This window comes from Neisseria canis, assembly GCF_900636765.1.
GTDB lineage: Bacteria > Pseudomonadota > Gammaproteobacteria > Burkholderiales > Neisseriaceae > Neisseria > Neisseria canis.
This window is the reverse complement of record NZ_LR134313.1, coordinates 129,844-150,149: the sequence shown is the minus strand read 5'-3', so window position 1 is coordinate 150,149 and position 20,306 is coordinate 129,844. Positions and strand designations below refer to the sequence as shown.

Genomic DNA, 20,306 nt, shown 5'->3' with positions numbered 1-20,306 from the left:
GGTTTGAGGGTGGTTATTTACAATAGGTTGTGTTTTCAAAATGCCTGTCTGAATTTTCAGACAGGCATTGCTGCTTTAAGCTGTTTTCGGGGCTTCTCCGAATACTTCCTGCCACAGTTTTTTTACCGCCTGATAATGCGCGGATAATTCTTCGTCGGCTTCAACTTTGTCTGCATCACGCAGTTTTTTATTGTGTTGCAGTTTGCGGAAAAAGCGGTAGGCGCGGCGGCAGAGACGTGCGGATTCTTGATCAATCAGGCCGTGTTCGGCGGCAATGCGCAAAAGGGCGATGTTGCCGTAGTTTTCCAGCAAGGCGGGGCAATGGCGTGATTGGGCGAGAATCAGGTATTGCACAATGAATTCTACATCAACTATGCCGCCGCGCGCATATTTTACATCGTTCTCGACAGGCGGGTGGGTAGGGAACATTTTTTCCCGCATGTCTATGATTTCGCTGCGCAGTGTGCCGGCGTCGCGTTCGCGGGTAAGGATTTCGCGGCGGATGCGTTCGAAAGCGTTGCCGATTTCAGGCGAACCGGCGATATAGCGGGCGCGGGTGAGGGCTTGGTGCTCCCATGTCCAAGCGTTTTCGTGTTGGTATTTTTCAAAAGCGGCCACGGTATGGGCGAGAAAGCCGCTGTCGCCGTTGGGGCGCAGGCGCAGGTCAACATCATAGAGCGTGCCGGCACCGGTGCTGCCGGAGAGCCAGGTGGTCAGCCTGCGGGCGAGGCGGGTGTAGGTGTCGGAAGCGTCGGGATGCGGGTCGTCGTATAGAAAAACCAGATCGAGGTCAGAGGTGTAGCCCAGCTCTTTGCCGCCGAGTTTGCCGTAGCCGATGATGGCGAAGCATGGGGTGTCGGTGTGGGTTTTCGGCATGTCGCGCCATGCGTGAATTAGGGTTTGGGCGAGGATGATGTCGGCAATCAGGGAAAGCTCGTCGCTGAGGGCTTCCACTTTCCATAAGCCTGCCAAATCCTGCACGGCTAAGCGGAAAGTTTGCGCGTGTTGGAAATGGCGCAGTGTGTCCATTTTATTTTCCGTGTCGTCGCAGGCTTCGAGGGTTTGGGTGAGCTCCGCACTAATTTTGTGCCAATCTTGTGTCTGCACCATTAATTGCGATGAAAGCAGGCCGTCAAGCAAAACGGGATGGCGTTGCAGATAATCGGCCACCCATGAGCTTTGGCTCATGATTTCGGCAAGTTGCTGCAATTGTTTGGGATATTCATGCAGAAAGGCAAGATATGAGGAACGGGTGCTGACGGTTTCGAGAAAATCGAGCAGTCGGAACAGGGTTTGGGTGGGGTTGCTGCATGGTTGGGCGGCGGCGATGATTTGCGGCACCACGGCATCGAAGCGGTGCAGTGCGCGGGCGGACAGGTGGCGGTATTTGCTGCCTTTTTTTAGTTGTGCGAGCCGTGCGGCAACGCTGTCGGCATCAAAGCCGAGTGAGGCGAGCTGCTTATGCTTTTCGGCATCGTCGCCGCCTTCGTGCCAGAGTGCGGCAAATTCTTGAGCCTCTTCGTCTTGTTGCTCTTCAGGCTCGGCAAGCACTTGCTCGAAGGTTTGGTTGACGAAGCGGCGGTGTTTCCGAAGCCTGTCTGAAAACGCTTCGTAGTTGTCAAAGCCCATGCTTTCGGCCAGCAGTTGCTGCTGTTCAGGCTGCTGCGGCAGGGTTTGCGTTTGCTGGTCGTCCCAGTATTGCAGGCGGTGTTCGATGTCGCGTAGGAAATGGTAGGCTTCCAGCAGGCGGGCAACGGTTTCGCTGCTGAGAATGCTTAATTCTTCCAGCTTTTTCAGGGTTTCCTGCGTGCCTTTCAGTTGCAGGGCGCGGATTTGGCCGCCGCGTATCATTTGGAAAATTTGGGCGATGAATTCGATTTCGCGTATGCCGCCGGCGCCGAGTTTGATGTTGTCGGCCATATCTTTTTTCTGCACTTCGCGGCGGATTTGCCGGTGCAGCCCGCGCATGGCTTCGTAGGCGTTGAAATCCAGATATTTGCGGAACACAAAGGGGCGCACGAGTGAGGAAATATCGTTGGCATACGGTGTGATGATGCGGCCTTTGCACCAGGCGTAGCGCTCCCATTCGCGGCCTTGTGTGATGAGGTATTGTTCCAATGCGGTTTCGCTGAGTACGAGCGGGCCGCTGTCGCCGTCGGGCCGCAGGCGCATGTCTACGCGGAACACTTGGCCGTCGGCGGTGATGTCGTTTAACAGGGTGATTAATTTTTGGCCGACTTTGGTGAAGAATTCCTGATTGGTGCGTTCGCGTTTGCCGTCGGTGTCGCCGTTTTCGGGGTAGATGAATATCAGGTCGATGTCGGAGGACACGTTCAATTCATAGCCGCCGGCTTTGCCCATGGCGACTACGCTCAAGTGTTGCGGTGTGCCGCTGTATCGGCCGATCGGCGTGCCGTACATGTCTTGATAATAGGCGTAGGCGTAGTTTAAGGCTGCGTTGACGGCAAATTCGGCAAAGCGGGTAATGGTGCCGGTTACTTCCGCTAAATTGCTCTGGCGGCTGAGGTCGCGGATGAGGATGTGCGCCATCACATAGCGGCGTAGTATTCGGAGTTGGCGCGCCAATTCTGCTTCATGTTCATCTTGTTGCAGTTTTTTCCAATCGGTAAACGCTTCAAAGTCGGCGGTTTCAAGCGGGCGTTGCAGCAGCGGGTTCAGAACCTCGGGCTTGAGGTTGCCGTTGTCGAGATGGCGGGAAAGGTATTGTGAATAGCGGCGGGCGGTTTCGATGGTAGACATGGCGGTTTATCGGTTTTCAGACAGGCATCGGCAAATATAGTATCAAATGCCTGTCTGAAAAACCACTTTGGTTTTATAATGGATGCCGATAATAAAAATTGCCTGCGGGCAGATAATCAGATTGCAAAGTGATGAATCAAAAACAACGATTTTTATTGATACAGATGATGCACCACGGAGATGTGCTGCTTACCACGGCTGTGGCCGATGCGTTGAAAGCGGCTGTTCCTGATTGTCATGTAGATATGCTGGTGTATAAGGGAATGGAAGATATTTTAATCGACAATCCTTTGATTTCCCAAATACATACAGTGGATCGCGCTTGGAAAAAACAGGGGCGGTTGTTTCATATTCAGCAGGAAATTGCGTTGATCCGATGGATAGAAGTGCAAGGTTATGATTTTGTGTTGAATTTTTCCAACCGCTGGCGTGCCGGTTTGGTAACCAAACTCAGTAAAGCTCCATGCGGTTTGGCTTTCAATTGGCATAACCGGCAAAATGCTTTATGGCGTAACCTGCATACGGGCTTGGTAGAACCCAACGGTGTGGATGTGCATACTGTCGATAATAATTTGAGCATGCTCGCTCCTTTAAAGCTTGATTTAAAACATTACAAGCCTAAAGTGCGCGTGGGTATTTCTGAGGAAACACGCCGGCACTTTGACCAGAAATTGAAAGACAGGGGCTGGCGGGGTGAAGATTATGTATTGGTGCATCCCGGGTCGCGTTGGTTTTTCAAGTGCTGGGAAGACGATAAAATGGTCGAGCTTTTGAAAAGGCTGCTCGATTCCGGGCGTAATGTGGTGCTCACGGCCGCGCCCGATGCGCGCGAACATGCGATGTTGGAATATTTGCAATCTCAGATTCATATCGCTTTACCGCAAAAATTGTGGGTGCTTGACGGTGTGTTGACTTTGCGCGAACTGGCTGCCGGGATTGACCGCGCCAAACTGTTTATCGGTGTCGATTCCGTGCCCATGCATATCGCGGCTGCGTTGGACAAGCCTCAAGTTGCTTTGTTCGGCCCGAGCTGGGTCAGCCGTTGGCGGCCTTATTCGGATCGTGCGGAAGTGGTGTGGGCGGGAGATTTCGGAGAGCTGCCTCACCCCGATAGTATTGATGTGAACACCAGCGAGCGTTATTTGGACAATATTCCGGTGGATGCCGTATGGGAAGCGGTGGAGCGGCAAATGCCTGTCTGAAAAATATTGAATCCGACACAATGCCTGTCTGAAAGCTTTCGGTGCTTTCAGACAGGCATTGTGTTTAATGAAGGTTTTTATACGGAGATTTCTTCTGTTTCATTCAGTTTTTTCAAAAGTTTTTCCGATTTGTCGGGGTCATCGTTACGCATCACTTTACCGATTTCCGTTTCCAATTCGTCGATATTGCTGTGTAGCACCACATCTTTAACGGCCAGCAGGTTGGTAGTGTTCATAGAGAAGCGGCGCAGGCCGAGGCCGAGAAGCAGGCGGGTAAAGTCGGTGTCGCCGGCCATTTCGCCGCATACCGACACCGATTTGCCGATACGGTTGGCAGTGCGGATGATGTGGGCCAACAGGCGCAATACGGCCGGATGGGCGGGCTGGTAAAGGTAGCTGACGCTGTCGTCGCCGCGATCCACCGAAAGGGTGTATTGGATGAGGTCGTTGGTGCCGATGGAAATGAAATCGACATATCGGAGCAGTGTGGCGGTAGTCAGCGCGGCGGCGGGGATTTCAATCATGCAGCCCACTTCCACTTCTTGCCATGCTTCACCCCGCTCGGTCAGCTGTTTTTGTGCTGTTTCCAAATGGATAAGGCATTGTTTCAGTTCGGAAACCGAGGCAATCATCGGCCACATGATTTTTACCGGGCCGTGCACGGCGGCACGCAGGATGGCACGCATCTGGGTGCGGAACATCACGGGCTCGGCCAAGCACAGGCGGATACCGGTTAGGCCGAGGGCGGGGTTGGGGTTGCCGTTGGGTGTGCCGTGCTGGCCGAACCAGCGCGGGTTTTTGTCTACGCCCAAGTCAACGGTTCGGATGGTGAGCTGTTTGCCTTTGAGCTTTTTGATGATGTCGCTGTAAACCTCGTATTGCTCGTTTTCATCGGGCAGGGTGTCGCGGTTGAGAAAGAGAAATTCGCTGCGGAACAGACCTACGCCGTCGGCTCCGTATTTATGCAGGGCTTTGATGTCGTCGGCCGATTCGATGTTGGCGAGCAGTTCGATATCGACGCCGTCTTCGGTGGTAGCCGCGGTGTCTTTCAGCTTGCTGAGCTGGCGTTGGCGGCTGCGGTACTCGCGCAATTTGCGCCGGTATTCGGCAATCACGAGGTCGTCCGGCGCGATAATCAGAATGCCGTTGATGCCGTCTACGATAACCCATTCGTCTTCACTAATCAGGTTGCGGGCGTTGCGCAGGCCGATAACGGAAGGAATTTCCAAGCTGCGCCCCAAAATGGCGGTATGGCTGGTAGGGCCGCCGGCATCGGTTACGAAAGCGGCAACGCGCTGTTCTTTGAAATGAACGGTGTCGGCGGGCGAGATGTCTTGGGCGATCAGAATCGTGTCGTCCAGCAAATCCGGGCTGAGGTTCAGTTCGTTGCTTTGGCCGATAAGGTTGTTGTGGATGCGTTCCACCACTTGCAGCATGTCTTGCTTGCGGCCGCGCAGGTATTCGTCTTCGATGGCGTCAAACTGGCGGCTTAGGCGGTCGGTTTGGATTTTGAGCGCCCATTCGGCATTGATATATTCTTCTTCAATGATGTCGACCGGTTCGCGCGACAGGGTTACATCGGTCAGCAGCATCAAGTGCAGCGAGATGAACGCACCCAGCTCGGTGGGGGCGTTTTCGGGAATGTTGCTGCGCAGTTGCTCCATTTGCCGGCGGGTGGCTTTAATGGCGGATTCGTAACGGGCGGTTTCTGCGGGGATGTCATCCGGTTCGAGGTTTTGCTGCGGCACTTCGCTCATGCCGCGGGAAAGGAGGTGAGCACGGCCTATGGCGATGCCTTTGCCGGCGGCTACACCATGTAGGACGATGCTCATTTTATTCTCCTTCGCCGAAATAATCGTCAATCAGGCCGACCAATGCCTGCATGGCGGCTTGTTCGTCGGCACCGTCGGTTTCAAGTTCGATAACCGTGCCTTTTGCGGCAGCCAGCATCATCAGCCCCATAATGCTTTTGCCGTTAACGCGGTGGCCGTTGCGGCTGACCCACACTTCGCTTTGAAAGCCTGATGCGGTTTGGGTGAATTTGCTGGAAGCCCGTGCATGAAGGCCGAGCTTGTTGATGATTTCGACGGATTGTTTAATCATGATGAGCAGACCCCTCCGTTTGGTGAAGTAATATCGATAATGCCGTTTATGGCGGCTTGTTTGACTTTGGCGGTAAATTCGGCTAAATCGATGCTGCTGCCGGAGTGTTGGATGGCTTTAATCATCATTGGCACATTTAAACCGGTAAGCATGGCGGTTTTGTTGGGAATCACCAGTTTTCGGGCGGCATTGCAGGGTGTGGCGCCGAATATATCGGTGAGTACGAGCACGCCCTGATCGGCGTTGATTTCTTCCATTAATTGGTTGATTTGCCGGATCACATCATCATGGTCTTCGCTGTTTTTAACACCGAGCAGGCGGATGTTGTCGGGTATGTCGGGGAAAAAATGTTGCGTTAATGTACGAAATGCCTCATCAAGTGATTGATGGGTGAGGATGATAACACCGATCATATTGTGTATTCCTTGTTGTGTTTCAGACAGGCATATATCGCGGTGAAATGTGTATTTGTCACCGAGAGCGTGATTTTTATATGGATTTTATATGGATGGCCCGGAGCTGGTTTTTATCATGTTTAAATGGGAATTATATAGCCGGTGGTTTTGAAAATCTATATAAGGTTTGAAAAGGAGGATGAGTGTGATAAGGATTTGAAATTTATCCGGTTTGAGGTCTTTATATTTTAGCTTCTTGCAATACAGCTTCGGCGGCAAGGTTGGCGGTGTCTTTTTTCAGCAGTTCGTGCAGATGGTAAAAGTCTGCTTTAAGGGAGGCAATCCGCTCGGGGGATTCATACCATTTGGCGGCCGCCAAAGCGATAAATTCGGGTTTTGCCATATCTTGCATAAGTTCGGGTACGGCCTCTTTGTCGAGCAGGATATTGGGCAAGCCTACATGGGGTACTTTAATTTTGGGGCGAACATAAGCATAGGTAAGCGGGGAGATTTTGTAGCTGATCACCATCGGCCGTTTGCATAAGGCAACTTCCAAAGTAGCGGTGCCGCTGGTTACGATAACCACATCCGCTGCGGTGGCCGCAAGCGTGGCGTTGCCTTCGGTCATCAGAACATCCAGTTGGCTGAAGCTGGGTTTGGCCAGCAAAAGCCGCAGGCGGCGGCGTGTGGCCTCCGTGGCGGCGGGTAAAACGAAACGGGCCAAGGGGTAGCGTTGTTGCAGAAGGCAGGCGGCTTCCAGAAAAACTGGCGCCATGTAATCGATTTCGCTGACACGGCTGCCCGGTAGCAGCGCGAAGACGGGAATTTCCCTCGGGATGCCCAATGTGTCACGGGCGGCATTTTTGTCCGTATCCATAGGCATGGTTTCGGCTAACGGATGGCCGATAAACTCGGCTTTCCCACCTGCTTCCGTGTAAAGCTGGGGTTCCATTGGGAATAGGCAGAGCACTTTGTTGGTTTGGGTAACAATTTTGTTGACCCGCTCGCGCCGCCACGCCCAAACTGAAGGGCTTACATAATGAATGGTGGGTATGCCGGCTTGTTTGAGCTTGGCTTCTACGCCGAGATTAAAGTCCGGAGCGTCGATTCCCACGAAAATATCAGGCTTTAATGACAACATTTGTTTTGTCAGGCCTTTCCGTATTTTTAAAATTTCAGGCAGGCGTTTGATGACTTCGGCAAACCCGCGGACGGCCAATTTTTCTTGCTCGTAAAGGCTTTCAAAACCAAGAGCCAGCATTTGGGGGCCGCCGATACCGATGAATCGGGCGTCGGGGCGGTGTTTTTGGATGGCTTTGATCAAATGTGCGCCAAGCAGATCGCCGGAGGCTTCTCCTGCGCACATGGCAATAGTCAGAGGCTTGGGGGATGTCATGTGATTAGGCTGTATTTCAGAATGTAGGCACTTGGAATGGGTTGGTAACGGGTGGTTTTTTAAGGAGTTACTTGAGTGCCTTTGCGGGGACACCTACTGCCGTAGTGTTATCAGGCAAATCACCAAGCACCACGGCGCCGGCGCCAACGATGCAATGACTGCCGATTGTGCTGCCTTCCCGGGTGCAGCTGCCGATTCCCACCCAACTGAAATCGCCTACATGGGTGTTTCCGGCCAGGCGTGCTCCGGGGCTGATGTGGACGAAATCGCCTAAAACGCTATCGTGGTCTACAGATGACGCGGTATTGATAATGGCACCTCTGCCGATTTTGGCATCGGCATTAACGACTGTTTGGGCGAATAACACGCTGCCTTCCCCGATTGTGGCGAATTGGCTGATGATGGCGCTGGGGTGATACAGGCAGGGCAGCGTAAAGCCCAGCTCTTTTGCAAGATTGAGCATTCTGCCGCGTACCACATTATCGCCAACGGCAACAACGGCGTCGTATTGGTCTGGGCAGATGCTTTTTCCAAGCAGGCTGCTGTCGCCCAATAACGGAATGCCCATGAAATGGTTTTCACTGTTGTGGAAGTCGTCCACAAATACTATTTCCGACCATTTTCTCATGAGTAGGGCGGTATCCAATACTACTTTGGCATGTCCGCCGGCACCGAGAATAACCAGTTTTTTGGAGGAGGAAGCTGAAATATCCGTCATGGGCACAATCCTTAAAGTTGTCGTTATTGGTTTTGAGCAGGAATGGTTGTTGTTGATATGTTATTAAACGGTATAGCGGATAAGCAAGCTTCCGACGAATTATCCGGTGATTAGACAGCTAGTGGATAGTTTGATTAAAGTTTTAGCTTGTTTATGCTGTTTATGATCAACTCATAGCCATTGCATTATCATTCTTATTTTAAAGACATTTTTCCGATTCGATAGTTTATTTCTTTTAGAAAAATTATGTGTGATTTAGTTTATGCCTGTCTGAATGATATGCTGTTTTCAGACAGGCGTATGCTTGGATTAACGCACAATTCCGCGGGTGGAAGCTTCAAAAAACGGTTTGAAGGCATGCAATTCCGGGGCGCTTTCGCTCAGTGCCAAAACTTGTTGCTTGGCTTCTTCCAAACTCAGGCCTTGGCGGTAAATCAGTTTATAAATATTTTTCACGTTGGCAATTTGTTCGGGGGTAAAGCCGCGCCTGCGCATACCTTCGGTGTTGAGGCCCGAAGGTTCTGCGCGGTAGCCTGCCGCCATAACGTAAGGCGGAACGTCTTTGTGTACGCCTGCTGCGAATGCCGTCATGGCATGGTCGCCGATGATGCAAAACTGGAAAACGAGCGTGTAACCTCCGAGAATTACCCAGTCGCCAATGGTAACGTGGCCTGCGAGCGAGGCGTTGTTGGCAAAAATAGTGTGGTTGCCGATCACGCAATCGTGTGCAATGTGCACATAAGCCATCAGCCAGTTGTCATCACCTATGCGGGTTTCGCCTATGCCGGTAACGGTGCCGGTGTTGAATGTTGTGAATTCGCGGATGGTATTGCCGTTGCCGATAATCAATCGCGTAGGCTCGTCGCGGTATTTTTTATCTTGAGGTTGTGCGCCGAGTGAAGCGAATTGGAAAATCCGGTTGTTTTCGCCGATGGTGGTATGACCTTCGATAACCGTATGCGGGCCGATTTCGGTGCCGGCGCCGATTTGCACATTAGAGCCGATAACGGTATAGGCGCCGACTTTGACGCTGCTGTCCAGTTCCGCTTTGGGATCGATAATGGCAGTAGGGTGAATCAAACTCATGGCTGCTTTCTTTATTGGAGGAAATGCCTGTCTGAAAATTCAGACAGGCATGGTTTACGGGCTATTCAACAATACGTTGGGCACACATGATTTGTGCTTCTACGGCCAGCTGGCCGTCTACTTTGGCAACGGCGTTGAATTTGCCGATACCGCGTTTGTGCGCTAAAAGCTCGACTTCGAAAACCAGCTGGTCTCCGGGGATAACTTGGCGCTTGAAGCGCACATTATCCAAGCCTGCGAAGAGTGTGATTTCTCCTTCTCGGCGCTGCGTACTGCCCTGTGAAAGCACGGCCAGCACGCCGCAGGCTTGCGCCATCGCTTCGATAATCAATACGCCGGGCATCACCGGTGATTCGGGAAAGTGGCCTTGAAAAAACGATTCGTTGAAGGAAACGTTTTTAATGGCGGTAAGCGATTTGCCGGGTTCAGCGGCAACTATGCGATCCAATAGCAAAAAAGGAAAGCGGTGAGGCAATAAGTTTTGAATTTCACGAACTTCAATCGGTAATTTGATTTCCATTGTTTTATTGTCCTAAAGTATGGGCAGCTTGTTGGAAAGCGGCCGGTTTTATGCTTTGTTTGAGTGCTGCATAGCAGCGATGTCTTGCTCAAGTTGCTTGATTTTTTTCGACATTTCGCTCAAATGCCGTATATGTACTGCGTTGCGCGCCCATTCTTTGTGGGTTTGCATTGGATAACAGGTGGCATAATGACCCGGTTCTTTAATCGAGTGGGTAACGGCCGTGCCGCCGCCGATAGTGGTTTTGTCGGCAATTTCAATATGGCCGACAAACATGGCTGCCCCGCCGATAATGCAGTAGGAACCGATTTTTGTGCTGCCTGAAATGCCAGCACAGGCTGCAATAACCGTATGCTCGCCGATTTGGCAATTGTGGCCGATTTGTACCTGATTGTCGATTTTTGTACCGCGGCCTACTACTGTGTCGGTCATGGCGCCTCTGTCTATCATGCTGTTGGCACCGATTTCGACATCATCGTGCAGCGTTACACCGCCGGTTTGCGGTATTTTAAACCAAGAGTCGCCGGCAAAAGCCAAACCGAAGCCGTCGGCACCAATCACGCTTCCGCCATGTATTTCGACACGGTTGCCTAAAGTGCAGCCGTGGTAAATGACCGCATTGGGGTGGATTACCACTTCGTTTCCGAGTGTGCAGTCATGTTCGACAACCGCGCCGGCCAAAATCCGGCAGCCTTCTCCTAAAACAGTATTCGCACCGATATAGGCGTGCGCGCCGATTTCACAGCCGGCAGGCACGGTGGCCGAAGGTTCGATAACGGCGGTAGGGTGTATGCCGCTATTGGCTTTGACAATAGGGGAGAACAATCTGGCAGTTTTGGCGAAGTATAAGTAAGGGTCGGCAGCGATGATAAGATTGCGGTTATTGAATTCATCAGCCACTTTAGGGCTGACAATAACGGCACCGGCCGAACTTTCAGCCACGGTTGCCTTGTATTTCGGGTTTGCCAAAAAACCGATATGGTTAGCTTCCGCGCTATCAAGCGGGCGTACGCCTGACACAGCGATATCTTCGCCGCGCCATTCTCCGCCAAGCTCCGCAACAATTTGGGATAATGTGTAAGATGCCATGTCTAACCTAAAATAATAAAGCCGATTAACCGAAATCAGCTTTTCATTGAGCCTTGCCATAGACTCAATGAAAAGCCTTAGTTTTAAAGAATGCCTGTCTGAAAACTATTTGTTCAGCAGCTTGATAACCTGGTCGGTAATGTCGAACTTCCCGGTTACATAAACGGCATCTTGGATAATCAGGTCGTATCCTTCTTTTTTCGCCAGGTCAATGATGACGCGGTTGGCATTTTGCTGTAATGCTGCAAATTTTTCGTTGCGGCTCAGATTGTAATCTTCAGTAAGTTTCGCTTGCTCCAAGCGGAATTCCTGAATCATGTCTGTCAGTTTTTTTACCGCAGCTTCCCGTTCTGTTTCGGGTATTTGACCGGAAGCCAAGCGTTTTTCCAATGCTTCGCCTTCTTGCTGCATTTTCTGCAATTTGTTTTGGCGCGAGGCAAACTCGCTTTCCAGGGAAGTTTGAATACGTTGGGCTTGTTTGGATTCGCGATATACTCGTTCAGTATCAATAAATCCAAGTTTTTGAACGCCCTCGGCCAAAGCACCGCCTGCCATACAGCAGCTTAACACCAAAGCTGCCGTAATGCGGGAAACGGAATGGATTCTACTCATTAATCAACCTTTATATCTTAAATTTGGTTTTATGTTATTTCTAAAATGTGGTACCCAACTGAAATTGGAAACGCTGGATTTCATCAGTCGGTTTTTTCTTAATCGGGTAGGCATAGCTGAATTTCATCGGGCCTAATGGTGAAATCCAAGTGACAGCCGCGCCTGCGGAATAACGGAGCTCTTCCTTGAATGTCGACTTATGGGTGTTGCCCAAACCATAAACGTTTTGCGGCGTGTTGTCGGTATGGCGCCTATCGCTGCTGTCATCGTTGTAGGTTTTACCATCCCACACACTGCCTGCATCAGCGAATAAGCTTAAACGCACAGTACGGCTGTCTTTTACGCCGGGGAATGGGAAGAGGAGTTCAGCCGTGCCTGCCACCATTTTGTTACCGCCATAGCTTACTTTGTCACCTTCACGGTCATAAACTTTCGGGCCTAGCGTGCCGCTCTCATAACCGCGCACAGAACCTAAACCGCCGCCATAGAAATTTTCAAAGAAAGGCAACTCTTTAGTTTTGCTGTAACCGTCGGCATAGCCGATATTGCCTCCCAACATCAAGGTAAGGTTTTTATTTAAAGGGAAAAACCATTTTTGATTATGGGTTAGGCTGTAGTATTGCAAATCACCGCCCGGCAAACCGGCTTCAAGATTCACATCCGTCAAGTAACCGCGGGTCGGCCATAATGCATTATCGGTTTTATTGCGACCCCAGCCCAGAGTGCCTTTCAAAGTCCAGCCGCTGAATGAACCTTCGCCGGTGCTTTCATTATTAAGTTTGCCATATTCTTTTACAAAATCACGATAGCGCTTCGGTGCATTTTCATAGGTGTTTACTTTAAAATGCTCCGGCGCCAAGCCTAAGTTGATTCGATCGTACTCGGTAACCGGAATGCCTGTGCGGACACCTGCACCGAATGTAGTGGTTTTGTATTGCTGGCGGGTTGTGGTGTCGGATTTTCTCGGGTCATAGATTTTACCGTATAAATCATAGCCTAAGCTGATGCCGTCGGGCGTGAAATAAGGATCGGTAAATGACAAAGAAGCATTTTTAGTGGTTTTGCTGCGGGATAAGCGGGCGGAAAGAGATTTGCCTGTACCAAACAGATTATCTTGTGCCACACCGAAAGACACGACCAAGCCGGTGTCCTGTACCCAGCCTGCGCTTAAATCCAACGAGCCGGTTGAGCGTTCTTCAACGCTCATATCTATATCGACTTGGTCGGGCGTTCCTTCTACCGGTTTCGCATCAAACTTCACATTGTCAAAATAACCCAGCAGCTCCACGCGCTCTTTTGAGCGTTGCAGCTTGGAAGAATCATAAGGCGCGGATTCCAATTGGCGCAGTTCGCGGCGGATGACTTCGTCTCGCGTTTTGTTGTTGCCGGTAATGTTGATTTCATTTACATAAACTTTGCGGCCCGGATCAACGAGCAAAACAAAGTCAACTTTGCCTGTTTCCGGATTTGGGCGCGGCTGTACGTTTACTTCGCTGTATGCATAACCGGCGCTACCCATGGCATTTTGAATGTCTTGAAGGCTTTGCACCATCAGTTCGCGCTCATACCATTTGCCTTCTTTCATTTTCAGCAATTTGTATAAGTCTTCTTTAGGCACTTCATTCGTATCGCCTTCGATGGTTACATTGCCCCAACGATAGCGTTCGCCTTCATGCAGTTTGACTGTAATGGTTTGCTTGGCCTTATCTTCTTCAGCGGTTTGTACATCTGCATCTAAAATGCGGAAGTCAAAATAACCGTTGTTTTGGTAGAAATCGCTCAGGCGCTCCATGTCTTGGTTGAATTTTTCTTGGTTAAATTGATTGCTTTTGGTCAACCAGCTCCACATGCTGCCTTCGCTGAGCGACATTTGTCTGAGCAAGCGGCGGTCTGAATATTTCTCATTGCCTTCAAAACGGATATCTGCAATTTTAGTGGTTTTGCCTTCTTCGATTTTGAGGTCGATTGATACACGATTACGAGCCAGTTTGTTAACGGTTGGCGTAATATTGACCATTTGTTTGCCGCGGTTAACATATTCCTCTTTCAAGCCGCTTACTGCCTGATTGAGTTTGGCCTGACTGAAAGGTTGGGACTGGCCCAAACCGAAGGAAGCTAAATTTTTCTTGATGGCGTCAGCCGGCAGCGATTTTGCGCCGGTAATGGTCAGCTCACTGATGGTGGGACGCTCAATTACAGTCAGCAGAACCTGATCGCCCATGGTTTCTACGCGAACGTCGTCAAAGAAACCGGTAGCATAAAGCTCTTTGACAATTTCTTCTCCGCGAGCATCGGTAAATGTATCGCCCACTTTTACAGGCAGATAAGAGAACACTGTTACCGGCTCGGTACTTTGCAAGCCCTCGATGCGGATGTCTCTAATGGTGAAATCGGCTAGGGCCAGCGGAGCAATCCCCATTAATACTAAAGCAGCGGTAATCTTTTTCAGTTTCATAAACTCTATCCAAACAGACGGGTAATATCGTTAAAGAAGGCCAGCAGCATCAGCATCAACATAGCGGTAATACCGATACGTATGCCCATCATCTGCACTCGTTCGCTCAAAGGTTTGCCGCGCAGCCACTCTAGGGTATAAAACACTAAATGACCGCCGTCAAGCACGGGAACAGGCATGAAATTCAAAACGCCTAAGCTGACACTCACCAAGGCTAAAAATTCTAAATAAGCCTGCATACTGATAGCGGCTGTTTTACCGGCTACGTCAGCAATTGTTAAAGGGCCGGATATATGGTTAATAGAAGCTTGGCCTGTCAGCAGCTTGCCGAAAAATTTTGCTGTTAACGTTGAAAATTCTACGGTTTTGTCCCAACCCATTTTGAAAGCTTGGCTTACCGAAGGGGTGTATTTGCGGCTGATTTTTTCTTCCCAAGCTTTGTCGATGTCGGAAGAAACGCCAATAAAGCCTACCAAGCGGTTGCGGTTACGTGTTTCTTGAGAGTCGGGGCGGATGGCAATTTGCAGGTTTTGACCGTTACGCACAACGCCCAACATCAGTTTCTGACCGGGACTGTTTTGTACTATTGCGCTCCAATCTTGCCATGAAGGCGTCATTTTACCGTCAACGGAAACAATAAGGTCGCCTTTTTTCAATCCTGCCTTATCGGCAGGGCTGTTTTCTTTGATTTTGCCAATCAGGTTTGAACGCTTTGCAGCATCTAAGCCGATATAGCCGTTGCGTTTGGCAACCAGTGATGCTTCCGGGGTACCGGCAATATCAATCTGGCGCAGGGCAGGCTGATTTTGGTTGTCGACGACCTGGATGTCAACTTTTCCGGCGTCTAAATTTAATGTGATTTTTGTTCGGGCGTCCGCCCAGTCTTTAACGGTTTCTCCGTTAACGCTTAAAATCAAATCACCTTCACGAAAACCGGCTTTGTCGGCAATGCTGTGTTTTTCTACCGTGCCTATAAAAGGTTTGATTTCGGTAACGCCAAACGAAAAACTCAATCCGAACAATAAAACGGCCAATAGCAAATTGGTAATAGGGCCGGCTGCAACGATGGCGATGCGCTTGGCGGGGTGTTGTTGGTCGAATGCATAGGGCAGATCTTTTTCGGCAACATGACCCTCGCGGGAGTCGACCATTTTAACATAGCCGCCCAACGGAATTGGTGCGAGGCACCATTCGGTGTCGCCGATTTTTTTGGTATAGAAAGGTTTGCCGAAGCCTACGCTGAAGCGCAATACTTTGACGCCGCATCGGCGCGCAACAAAATAATGGCCGAATTCGTGCAGGCTTACTAATAGCAGGATTGCCGCTAAAAAGGCAATAATGGTCAGCAAATCAAACTCCTAGCGGCGCATTGCCGCAATAAACTGTGTTGCCTCGGCGCGGGTTTGCTTGTCTTGTGCCAGCAGGCTTTCAATGCTGCTGCTATCGCTGGAAGAGTTTTGTGACAAACAATGTGCTACCACGCGGGCGATATCGGTGAAACGGATTTTTTCTGCCAAAAAAGCATCGACGGCGATTTCATTGGCTGCGTTTAGAACGCAGGGTGCGCTGCCGCCTGTCTGCATGGCTTGGTAAGCCAGTTTGAGGCAGGGGAAGCGGCTGAAATCCGGTGTTTTAAATGTCAGGTTGCTCAAGCTGCTGAAATCTAAAGGCTTTACACCTGCCTCTATGCGCTCCGGCAAGCCTAGGCAATATGCAATGGGTGTACGCATATCCGGATTGCCCATTTGTGCCAATACCGAACCGTCAAGATAGCGCACCATGCTGTGGATTACGCTTTGCGGGTGGATAACCACTTCCAGCTTTTCAGGCGGGCATTGGAACAGCCAATGTGCTTCAATCAGCTCCAACCCTTTGTTCATCATCGTGGCCGAATCAACCGAGATTTTTTTGCCCATGCTCCAGTTGGGGTGTTTTACCGCTTGGGCAGGGGTGATGTTATCAAACGTATTTAAATCAGCCTCCAAGAAAGGGCCGCCTGAGGCGGTCAGAATGATAGACTGAATTCCGTGCTTGTGCGGATTATCTGTGTAATGTTCGGGCAAAACTTGGTAAATAGCATTATGTTCGCTATCAATGGGCAGTATTTTTGCACCCGATTTTTCGGCGGTTTCCATGAAGAGTGAGCCGGAAACAACCAAAGTTTCTTTATTCGCCAGATAAACGGTTTTGCCTTTTTCTGCGGCAGCCAATGTGGCAGGCAATCCGGCAGCACCTACAATGGCGGCCATAACGCCGGTTACTTCAGGAGCGGCGGCAACATCAATCAATGCTTGCCCGCCGAACAAGACTTCAGTGGCTGTGCGGCTTGCTTTCAGACAGGCATCCAGCTCTTTGGCGCAGGCTTCATCCGCGACAACGGCAAATTTGGGGCGGAAAGTGCGGCATTGTTCAGCCAGTTTGCTCACTTGGCGATGGCCTGCCAGTGCGAAAACTTCGAATTTTTCAGGGTGGCGGGCAATCACGTCGAGCGTATTGACGCCGATGCTGCCGGTTGCACCAAGTATGGTTAGAGTTTGTTTCATGATGTTGGTTCGTTTTCAGACAGGCATGTCGCTTGCTGTGTCCGAATGGTTTTGTTGTTATGTTTTCAGACAGGCATTGCAGAGCTTGACGCTATGCCTGTCTGAAAGTCAGGCAAACAGAAAATTGATGGCGGCATAAACGCTTAATACGGCAAGCAGCGAATCCGTCCGGTCAAACACGCCGCCGTGGCCGGGGAGCAGATTGCTGCTGTCTTTCACGCCTGAGGTGCGTTTGAGCCAGCTTTCCAGTAAATCGCCGCAAATGCTGACAATGGTTAAAATCGCGGCAATAGCGGCGGCTCCCAGCCATGTGGTTTCAAACCCAAGCCAGCCGGCGTTGCGAACCAGGAGCATATAAATTATGGCACATATTATGCCGCCGGCGGCGCCTTCCCAGCTTTTGCCCGGGCTGATTGCAGGCGCGATTTTGCGTTTGCCGTATGCCCTGCCTATAAAATAGGCAAACGAGTCAGCAACCCATACCAAACCCATTACGGCCAAAAGGGGCAAGGCGGCTTCCGGCTCGGGGCGCAAGCCAACGAGGGCAAACCAAAAAGGCAGCATCAGCATCCAGCCGACAGCCAAGCCTTTCCAATCATTAGGCAGTGCCCATTTGTTGTTGAGCCATAAAGGCATCACCACTAACCAGAAAGCCAACACCATCCACCATGCGAGATTAGGGAGCTGCCAGCCGCCTAAATGGGCGAACAGCATGAATAAAGCGGTTCCGGCCAGATAGGGCATTTTTTGGTTGAACGGCATTTTACACAAACGGCTGTATTCCCACAGGGCGATTATGGAGATTAACCCGCAGAAAAAAGCCCACAGGCTATTCGGTGCGTAAAACAGCATGCCCATCATTAAGGGCAGCAGGACGAGCGCGGTAATAATGCGTTGTAACATGGTTTAATTCCGTTGCTGGTCTGCCGGTAATTGCTCTGACGTTCGGCCGAACCGACGCTCGCGCTTTTGAAATGAGGCAATGGCTGCGTTGAATGCGTCGGAATCAAAATCCGGCCACAATGTTTCGGTGAAATAAAATTCGGCATAGGCCATTTGCCAAAGCAGGAAGTTGCTGATTCGGGTTTCGCCGCCGGTTCGGATGAATAAATCCGGTTCGGGAGCTTCCGCCAGCATCAGATGCTCGGCCAGGTCGGCTTCGGTCAGCTCGGTTTTGCCTGCTTTTAAGGCTTTGTTGGCTGCCTGAAGAATATCCCAGCGGCCGCCGTAATCGGCGGCTACAACCAGTGTGAGGCCGGTGTTGCCTGAGGTAAGCGCTTCCGCTTCTTCAATGCCTTGACGGATTTCGGCATTGAAGTGGCTGCGCTCCCCAATCACTTTCAGACGCAAGCCGTGTTTGTGCATTTTTTGCACTTTTTTCTTCAATGCCTGCAAAAACAAACCCATCAAGAAAGACACTTCTTCTTCAGGCCTGCGCCAATTTTCGGTGGAAAACGCGAAAACGGTCAGATATTGAACACCCAGCCGGGCGCATTCTTTACATAGGTTTTCTAAGGCCTTAAGCCCCCGCTGGTGCCCCATTACCCGGGGCAGCAGACGCTTTTTTGCCCAGCGGCCGTTACCATCCATAATGATGGCGATGTGGCGGGGAATCTGAGTATATTCCAGAATGGTTTGGGTGCTGCTCTTCACGGTGGCGCTCCTTCAGGCAGGCCTGTCTGAAAAGGGATTGGAATAAGCGGCTTAAACAGCCATCAGGTCTTCTTCTTTGGCTGCGAGCGTTTTATCGGTTTCGGCGATATATTTGTCGGTCAGCTTTTGAATGGCTTCTTCGGCGCGGCGCGCTTCATCTTCCGAGATTTCTTTGTCTTTCAGCAAGTTTTTGATTTCGGTGTTGGCATCGCGGCGCACATTGCGGATGGCGACACGGCCTTCTTCCACTTCGCCGCGCACCACTTTAATCAAATCTTTGCGGCGCTCTTCCGTGAGCATGGGCATGGGTACGCGGATGACATCGCCCATGGCGGCAGGGTTCAGGCCGAGGTTGGAATCGCGGATGGCTTTTTCTACTGCGGCGGCCATATTGCTTTCATACACTTTCACGCCGATGGTGCGCGCGTCGAGCAGGGTAACATTGGCTACTTGGCTTACAGGTACGGGGCTGCCGTAATATTCAACGTCCACTTGGTCGAGCAGGCCGGTATGGGCGCGGCCGGTGCGTACTTTGGCCAGGTTGTCTTTCAATACTTCCAAAGATTTCTGCATTTTGCTTTCGGCGCTTTTTTGAATGTCATTAATCATATCGGGTTCTCTTTAAAAAATGCTTAAATTTGCCCAACCGTAAGGCCGGGAGGGAATGGAAGGGACGGATAGGATGCAGGTTCGGCTGCGTCGGTATATCCGGCTGTTTGTGTTAATCGGCTTATTCTAGCCGCGGTTAGATGCCTTCGGCAAATATAATGTCTAAATCCCGTGTGGGTGTGAAATGGTGTTTAACGGCACGGAAGTGGTTTGCACCGACTTTTTTCAGTGATTTATCCCAGCATAGCGATACCAATTCGTTGGGATCGCGCTCGATGGTGAGCGTGAATCTACCGATGGGCCCCGCCCAGTTGGCACCGGTTGTCAGTATATAGCTTAATGCGCGGTGGGCCGGATAATTTTTTCCACCGGCTTTCATTTTACGGCGGAAATTGTCATCAATACAGTAGGAGGTATAAAAGGCGTTTTCTTTATTTTTTCGTGCATCGAAGTGAACGCTGCTGCCTACCAGCGGGGTGTATTGGTGCTTAACCTCGGTTATTGAGCCTGCTTTAAAAGTTTGCCGCCAGCTGTAAATGATTTGCGAGGCCCATGGGGAAATCTCGGAGGTGTCTTCTTGCGGATTGCGGGCAGCTGTTAATTTGCGTATTTTCGGATTATCGCACCGGCTTAGTTTTTCATATAGTTGCAGGTTGGGGGGGTGTTCAGTCCAGGGAGCCATCAATTCCGTATCGCTGAAGCCGCATTTTTTCAGTGATTCGGTTACATCAACCGGCTTGCCGGTTTTGGCGCCTTGAGGGGTATGCGGATGCATGAAGGCGCGCACATGGATGTCGGGCTGTAAATTTTGGCCGTTAACTTGAACTTTAAAGCTTTTAACAAGTGCGGCCGTATCGGCAAAATCACTATCGTAAAAGCGCTCCAATATCGGTAGGGGAAACAGTATGGTTTCGTGGATATCCTGTTTGCTTTGATTTTTGAGCTGGTAAGCCACGCGGATTTGTTGTTTGCTGATATATAAATCTTCGCTCAGCATACTGATGTGCGGGTTTTTCAGATATTCAATGCCGCCTGTGCCGATAAAGCTGGAGCTGTCGTTGGCCTGCCCAATAAGCGGTGTCATTAGTGATGCGGCAAGTAGCAGGCGTATCCTCATGGTATTTCCTGTTTGTAAATATCTGTTGGGCGCAGCCGTATGGCGGAT

The 20,306-nt window shown here is 50.7% G+C and carries 18 protein-coding genes; 1 reads left to right on the top strand and 17 read right to left on the bottom strand.

Annotated elements, in window-relative coordinates:
- Nucleotides 1-75: 75 nt before the first annotated feature.
- Nucleotides 76-2,760 carry a bifunctional [glutamate--ammonia ligase]-adenylyl-L-tyrosine phosphorylase/[glutamate--ammonia-ligase] adenylyltransferase gene (gene glnE / locus EL143_RS00710; RefSeq protein ID WP_085416393.1) on the bottom strand — a complete coding sequence of 895 codons (2,685 nt, stop codon included), beginning with the start codon at nt 2,758-2,760 and terminating at the stop codon, nt 76-78.
- Between the two features lie 131 nt (nt 2,761-2,891).
- Between glnE and rfaQ the strand changes: the two genes are divergently transcribed.
- Complete coding sequence (rfaQ, locus tag EL143_RS00705) at nt 2,892-3,962, top strand: putative lipopolysaccharide heptosyltransferase III (protein WP_169709817.1); 1,071 nt, start codon at nt 2,892-2,894, stop codon at nt 3,960-3,962.
- Between the two features lie 77 nt (nt 3,963-4,039).
- Here rfaQ and ptsP read toward each other — a convergent pair whose 3' ends face one another.
- From ptsP to EL143_RS00625, 16 genes are all read right to left on the bottom strand, one after another.
- Nucleotides 4,040-5,794: a phosphoenolpyruvate--protein phosphotransferase gene (gene ptsP / locus EL143_RS00700; protein WP_085416391.1), complete on the bottom strand. Its 1,755-nt coding sequence runs from the start codon at nt 5,792-5,794 to the stop codon at nt 4,040-4,042.
- A 1-nt stretch (nt 5,795) separates the two neighbouring features.
- The gene (locus EL143_RS00695; RefSeq protein ID WP_085416390.1) at nt 5,796-6,065 is read right to left on the bottom strand and encodes an HPr family phosphocarrier protein; all 270 of its coding nucleotides are present in this window, start codon (nt 6,063-6,065) and stop codon (nt 5,796-5,798) included.
- Nucleotides 6,062-6,478 carry a PTS sugar transporter subunit IIA gene (locus EL143_RS00690; RefSeq protein WP_085416389.1) on the bottom strand — a complete coding sequence of 139 codons (417 nt, stop codon included), beginning with the start codon at nt 6,476-6,478 and terminating at the stop codon, nt 6,062-6,064. The genes EL143_RS00695 and EL143_RS00690 overlap by 4 nt, the downstream gene beginning before the upstream one ends.
- 223 nt (nt 6,479-6,701) lie before the next feature.
- Nucleotides 6,702-7,856, bottom strand: a complete 1,155-nt coding sequence (gene lpxB, locus EL143_RS00685; RefSeq protein WP_085416388.1) for a lipid-A-disaccharide synthase — start codon at nt 7,854-7,856, stop codon at nt 6,702-6,704.
- Between the two features lie 67 nt (nt 7,857-7,923).
- Entirely contained in the window at nt 7,924-8,574 is a 651-nt protein-coding gene (locus tag EL143_RS00680; protein ID WP_085416387.1) for an acetyltransferase, read from the bottom strand.
- A 309-nt stretch (nt 8,575-8,883) separates the two neighbouring features.
- A complete protein-coding gene (lpxA, locus tag EL143_RS00675; protein ID WP_085416386.1) occupies nt 8,884-9,660 on the bottom strand; it encodes an acyl-ACP--UDP-N-acetylglucosamine O-acyltransferase in 777 nt (258 codons plus the stop codon).
- A 61-nt stretch (nt 9,661-9,721) separates the two neighbouring features.
- Entirely contained in the window at nt 9,722-10,180 is a 459-nt protein-coding gene (gene fabZ / locus EL143_RS00670; RefSeq protein WP_085416385.1) for a 3-hydroxyacyl-ACP dehydratase FabZ, read from the bottom strand.
- Between the two features lie 48 nt (nt 10,181-10,228).
- Nucleotides 10,229-11,269: a UDP-3-O-(3-hydroxymyristoyl)glucosamine N-acyltransferase gene (gene lpxD / locus EL143_RS00665; protein WP_085416414.1), complete on the bottom strand. Its 1,041-nt coding sequence runs from the start codon at nt 11,267-11,269 to the stop codon at nt 10,229-10,231.
- 105 nt (nt 11,270-11,374) lie between these two features.
- Nucleotides 11,375-11,881 (bottom strand): OmpH family outer membrane protein, encoded by a 507-nt coding sequence (locus EL143_RS00660; protein ID WP_085416384.1) that lies wholly within the window; start codon nt 11,879-11,881, stop codon nt 11,375-11,377.
- Between the two features lie 40 nt (nt 11,882-11,921).
- Nucleotides 11,922-14,336 carry an outer membrane protein assembly factor BamA gene (gene bamA, locus EL143_RS00655; RefSeq protein ID WP_085416383.1) on the bottom strand — a complete coding sequence of 805 codons (2,415 nt, stop codon included), beginning with the start codon at nt 14,334-14,336 and terminating at the stop codon, nt 11,922-11,924.
- 5 nt (nt 14,337-14,341) lie between these two features.
- Nucleotides 14,342-15,685, bottom strand: a complete 1,344-nt coding sequence (rseP, locus tag EL143_RS00650; RefSeq protein ID WP_085416382.1) for an RIP metalloprotease RseP — start codon at nt 15,683-15,685, stop codon at nt 14,342-14,344.
- Nucleotides 15,686-15,694: 9 nt separating this feature from the next.
- A complete protein-coding gene (gene ispC, locus EL143_RS00645) occupies nt 15,695-16,882 on the bottom strand; it encodes a 1-deoxy-D-xylulose-5-phosphate reductoisomerase (RefSeq protein ID WP_085416381.1) in 1,188 nt (395 codons plus the stop codon).
- 105 nt (nt 16,883-16,987) lie between these two features.
- A complete protein-coding gene (locus EL143_RS00640) occupies nt 16,988-17,782 on the bottom strand; it encodes a phosphatidate cytidylyltransferase (RefSeq protein WP_085416380.1) in 795 nt (264 codons plus the stop codon).
- A gap of 3 nt (nt 17,783-17,785) precedes the next feature.
- Nucleotides 17,786-18,532, bottom strand: a complete 747-nt coding sequence (locus EL143_RS00635) for an isoprenyl transferase (RefSeq protein WP_085416379.1) — start codon at nt 18,530-18,532, stop codon at nt 17,786-17,788.
- A 51-nt stretch (nt 18,533-18,583) separates the two neighbouring features.
- Nucleotides 18,584-19,141 (bottom strand): ribosome recycling factor, encoded by a 558-nt coding sequence (gene frr, locus EL143_RS00630; RefSeq protein ID WP_085416378.1) that lies wholly within the window; start codon nt 19,139-19,141, stop codon nt 18,584-18,586.
- A gap of 136 nt (nt 19,142-19,277) precedes the next feature.
- Nucleotides 19,278-20,225 carry a DUF4424 family protein gene (locus EL143_RS00625; protein WP_232001310.1) on the bottom strand — a complete coding sequence of 316 codons (948 nt, stop codon included), beginning with the start codon at nt 20,223-20,225 and terminating at the stop codon, nt 19,278-19,280.
- Nucleotides 20,226-20,306: the final 81 nt, after the last annotated feature.

Excerpts from the sequence above, each read along its gene's own strand:
- EL143_RS00625 (WP_232001310.1), bottom strand. The coding sequence starts at position 20,225 with ATGACACCGCTTATTGGGCAGGCCAACGACAGCTCCAGCTTTATCGGC.
- fabZ (WP_085416385.1), bottom strand. The coding sequence starts at position 10,180 with ATGGAAATCAAATTACCGATTGAAGTTCGTGAAATTCAAAACTTATTG.
- EL143_RS00695 (WP_085416390.1), bottom strand. The coding sequence starts at position 6,065 with ATGATTAAACAATCCGTCGAAATCATCAACAAGCTCGGCCTTCATGCA.
- frr (WP_085416378.1), bottom strand. The coding sequence starts at position 19,141 with ATGATTAATGACATTCAAAAAAGCGCCGAAAGCAAAATGCAGAAATCT.
- glnE (WP_085416393.1), bottom strand. The coding sequence starts at position 2,760 with ATGTCTACCATCGAAACCGCCCGCCGCTATTCACAATACCTTTCCCGC.
- lpxA (WP_085416386.1), bottom strand. The coding sequence starts at position 9,660 with ATGAGTTTGATTCACCCTACTGCCATTATCGATCCCAAAGCGGAACTG.
- EL143_RS00660 (WP_085416384.1), bottom strand. The coding sequence starts at position 11,881 with ATGAGTAGAATCCATTCCGTTTCCCGCATTACGGCAGCTTTGGTGTTA.
- EL143_RS00640 (WP_085416380.1), bottom strand. The coding sequence starts at position 17,782 with ATGTTACAACGCATTATTACCGCGCTCGTCCTGCTGCCCTTAATGATG.
- lpxD (WP_085416414.1), bottom strand. The coding sequence starts at position 11,269 with ATGGCATCTTACACATTATCCCAAATTGTTGCGGAGCTTGGCGGAGAA.
- bamA (WP_085416383.1), bottom strand. The coding sequence starts at position 14,336 with ATGAAACTGAAAAAGATTACCGCTGCTTTAGTATTAATGGGGATTGCT.
- lpxB (WP_085416388.1), bottom strand. The coding sequence starts at position 7,856 with ATGACATCCCCCAAGCCTCTGACTATTGCCATGTGCGCAGGAGAAGCC.
- rfaQ (WP_169709817.1), top strand. The coding sequence starts at position 2,892 with ATGAATCAAAAACAACGATTTTTATTGATACAGATGATGCACCACGGA.
- EL143_RS00680 (WP_085416387.1), bottom strand. The coding sequence starts at position 8,574 with ATGACGGATATTTCAGCTTCCTCCTCCAAAAAACTGGTTATTCTCGGT.
- EL143_RS00690 (WP_085416389.1), bottom strand. The coding sequence starts at position 6,478 with ATGATCGGTGTTATCATCCTCACCCATCAATCACTTGATGAGGCATTT.
- ptsP (WP_085416391.1), bottom strand. The coding sequence starts at position 5,794 with ATGAGCATCGTCCTACATGGTGTAGCCGCCGGCAAAGGCATCGCCATA.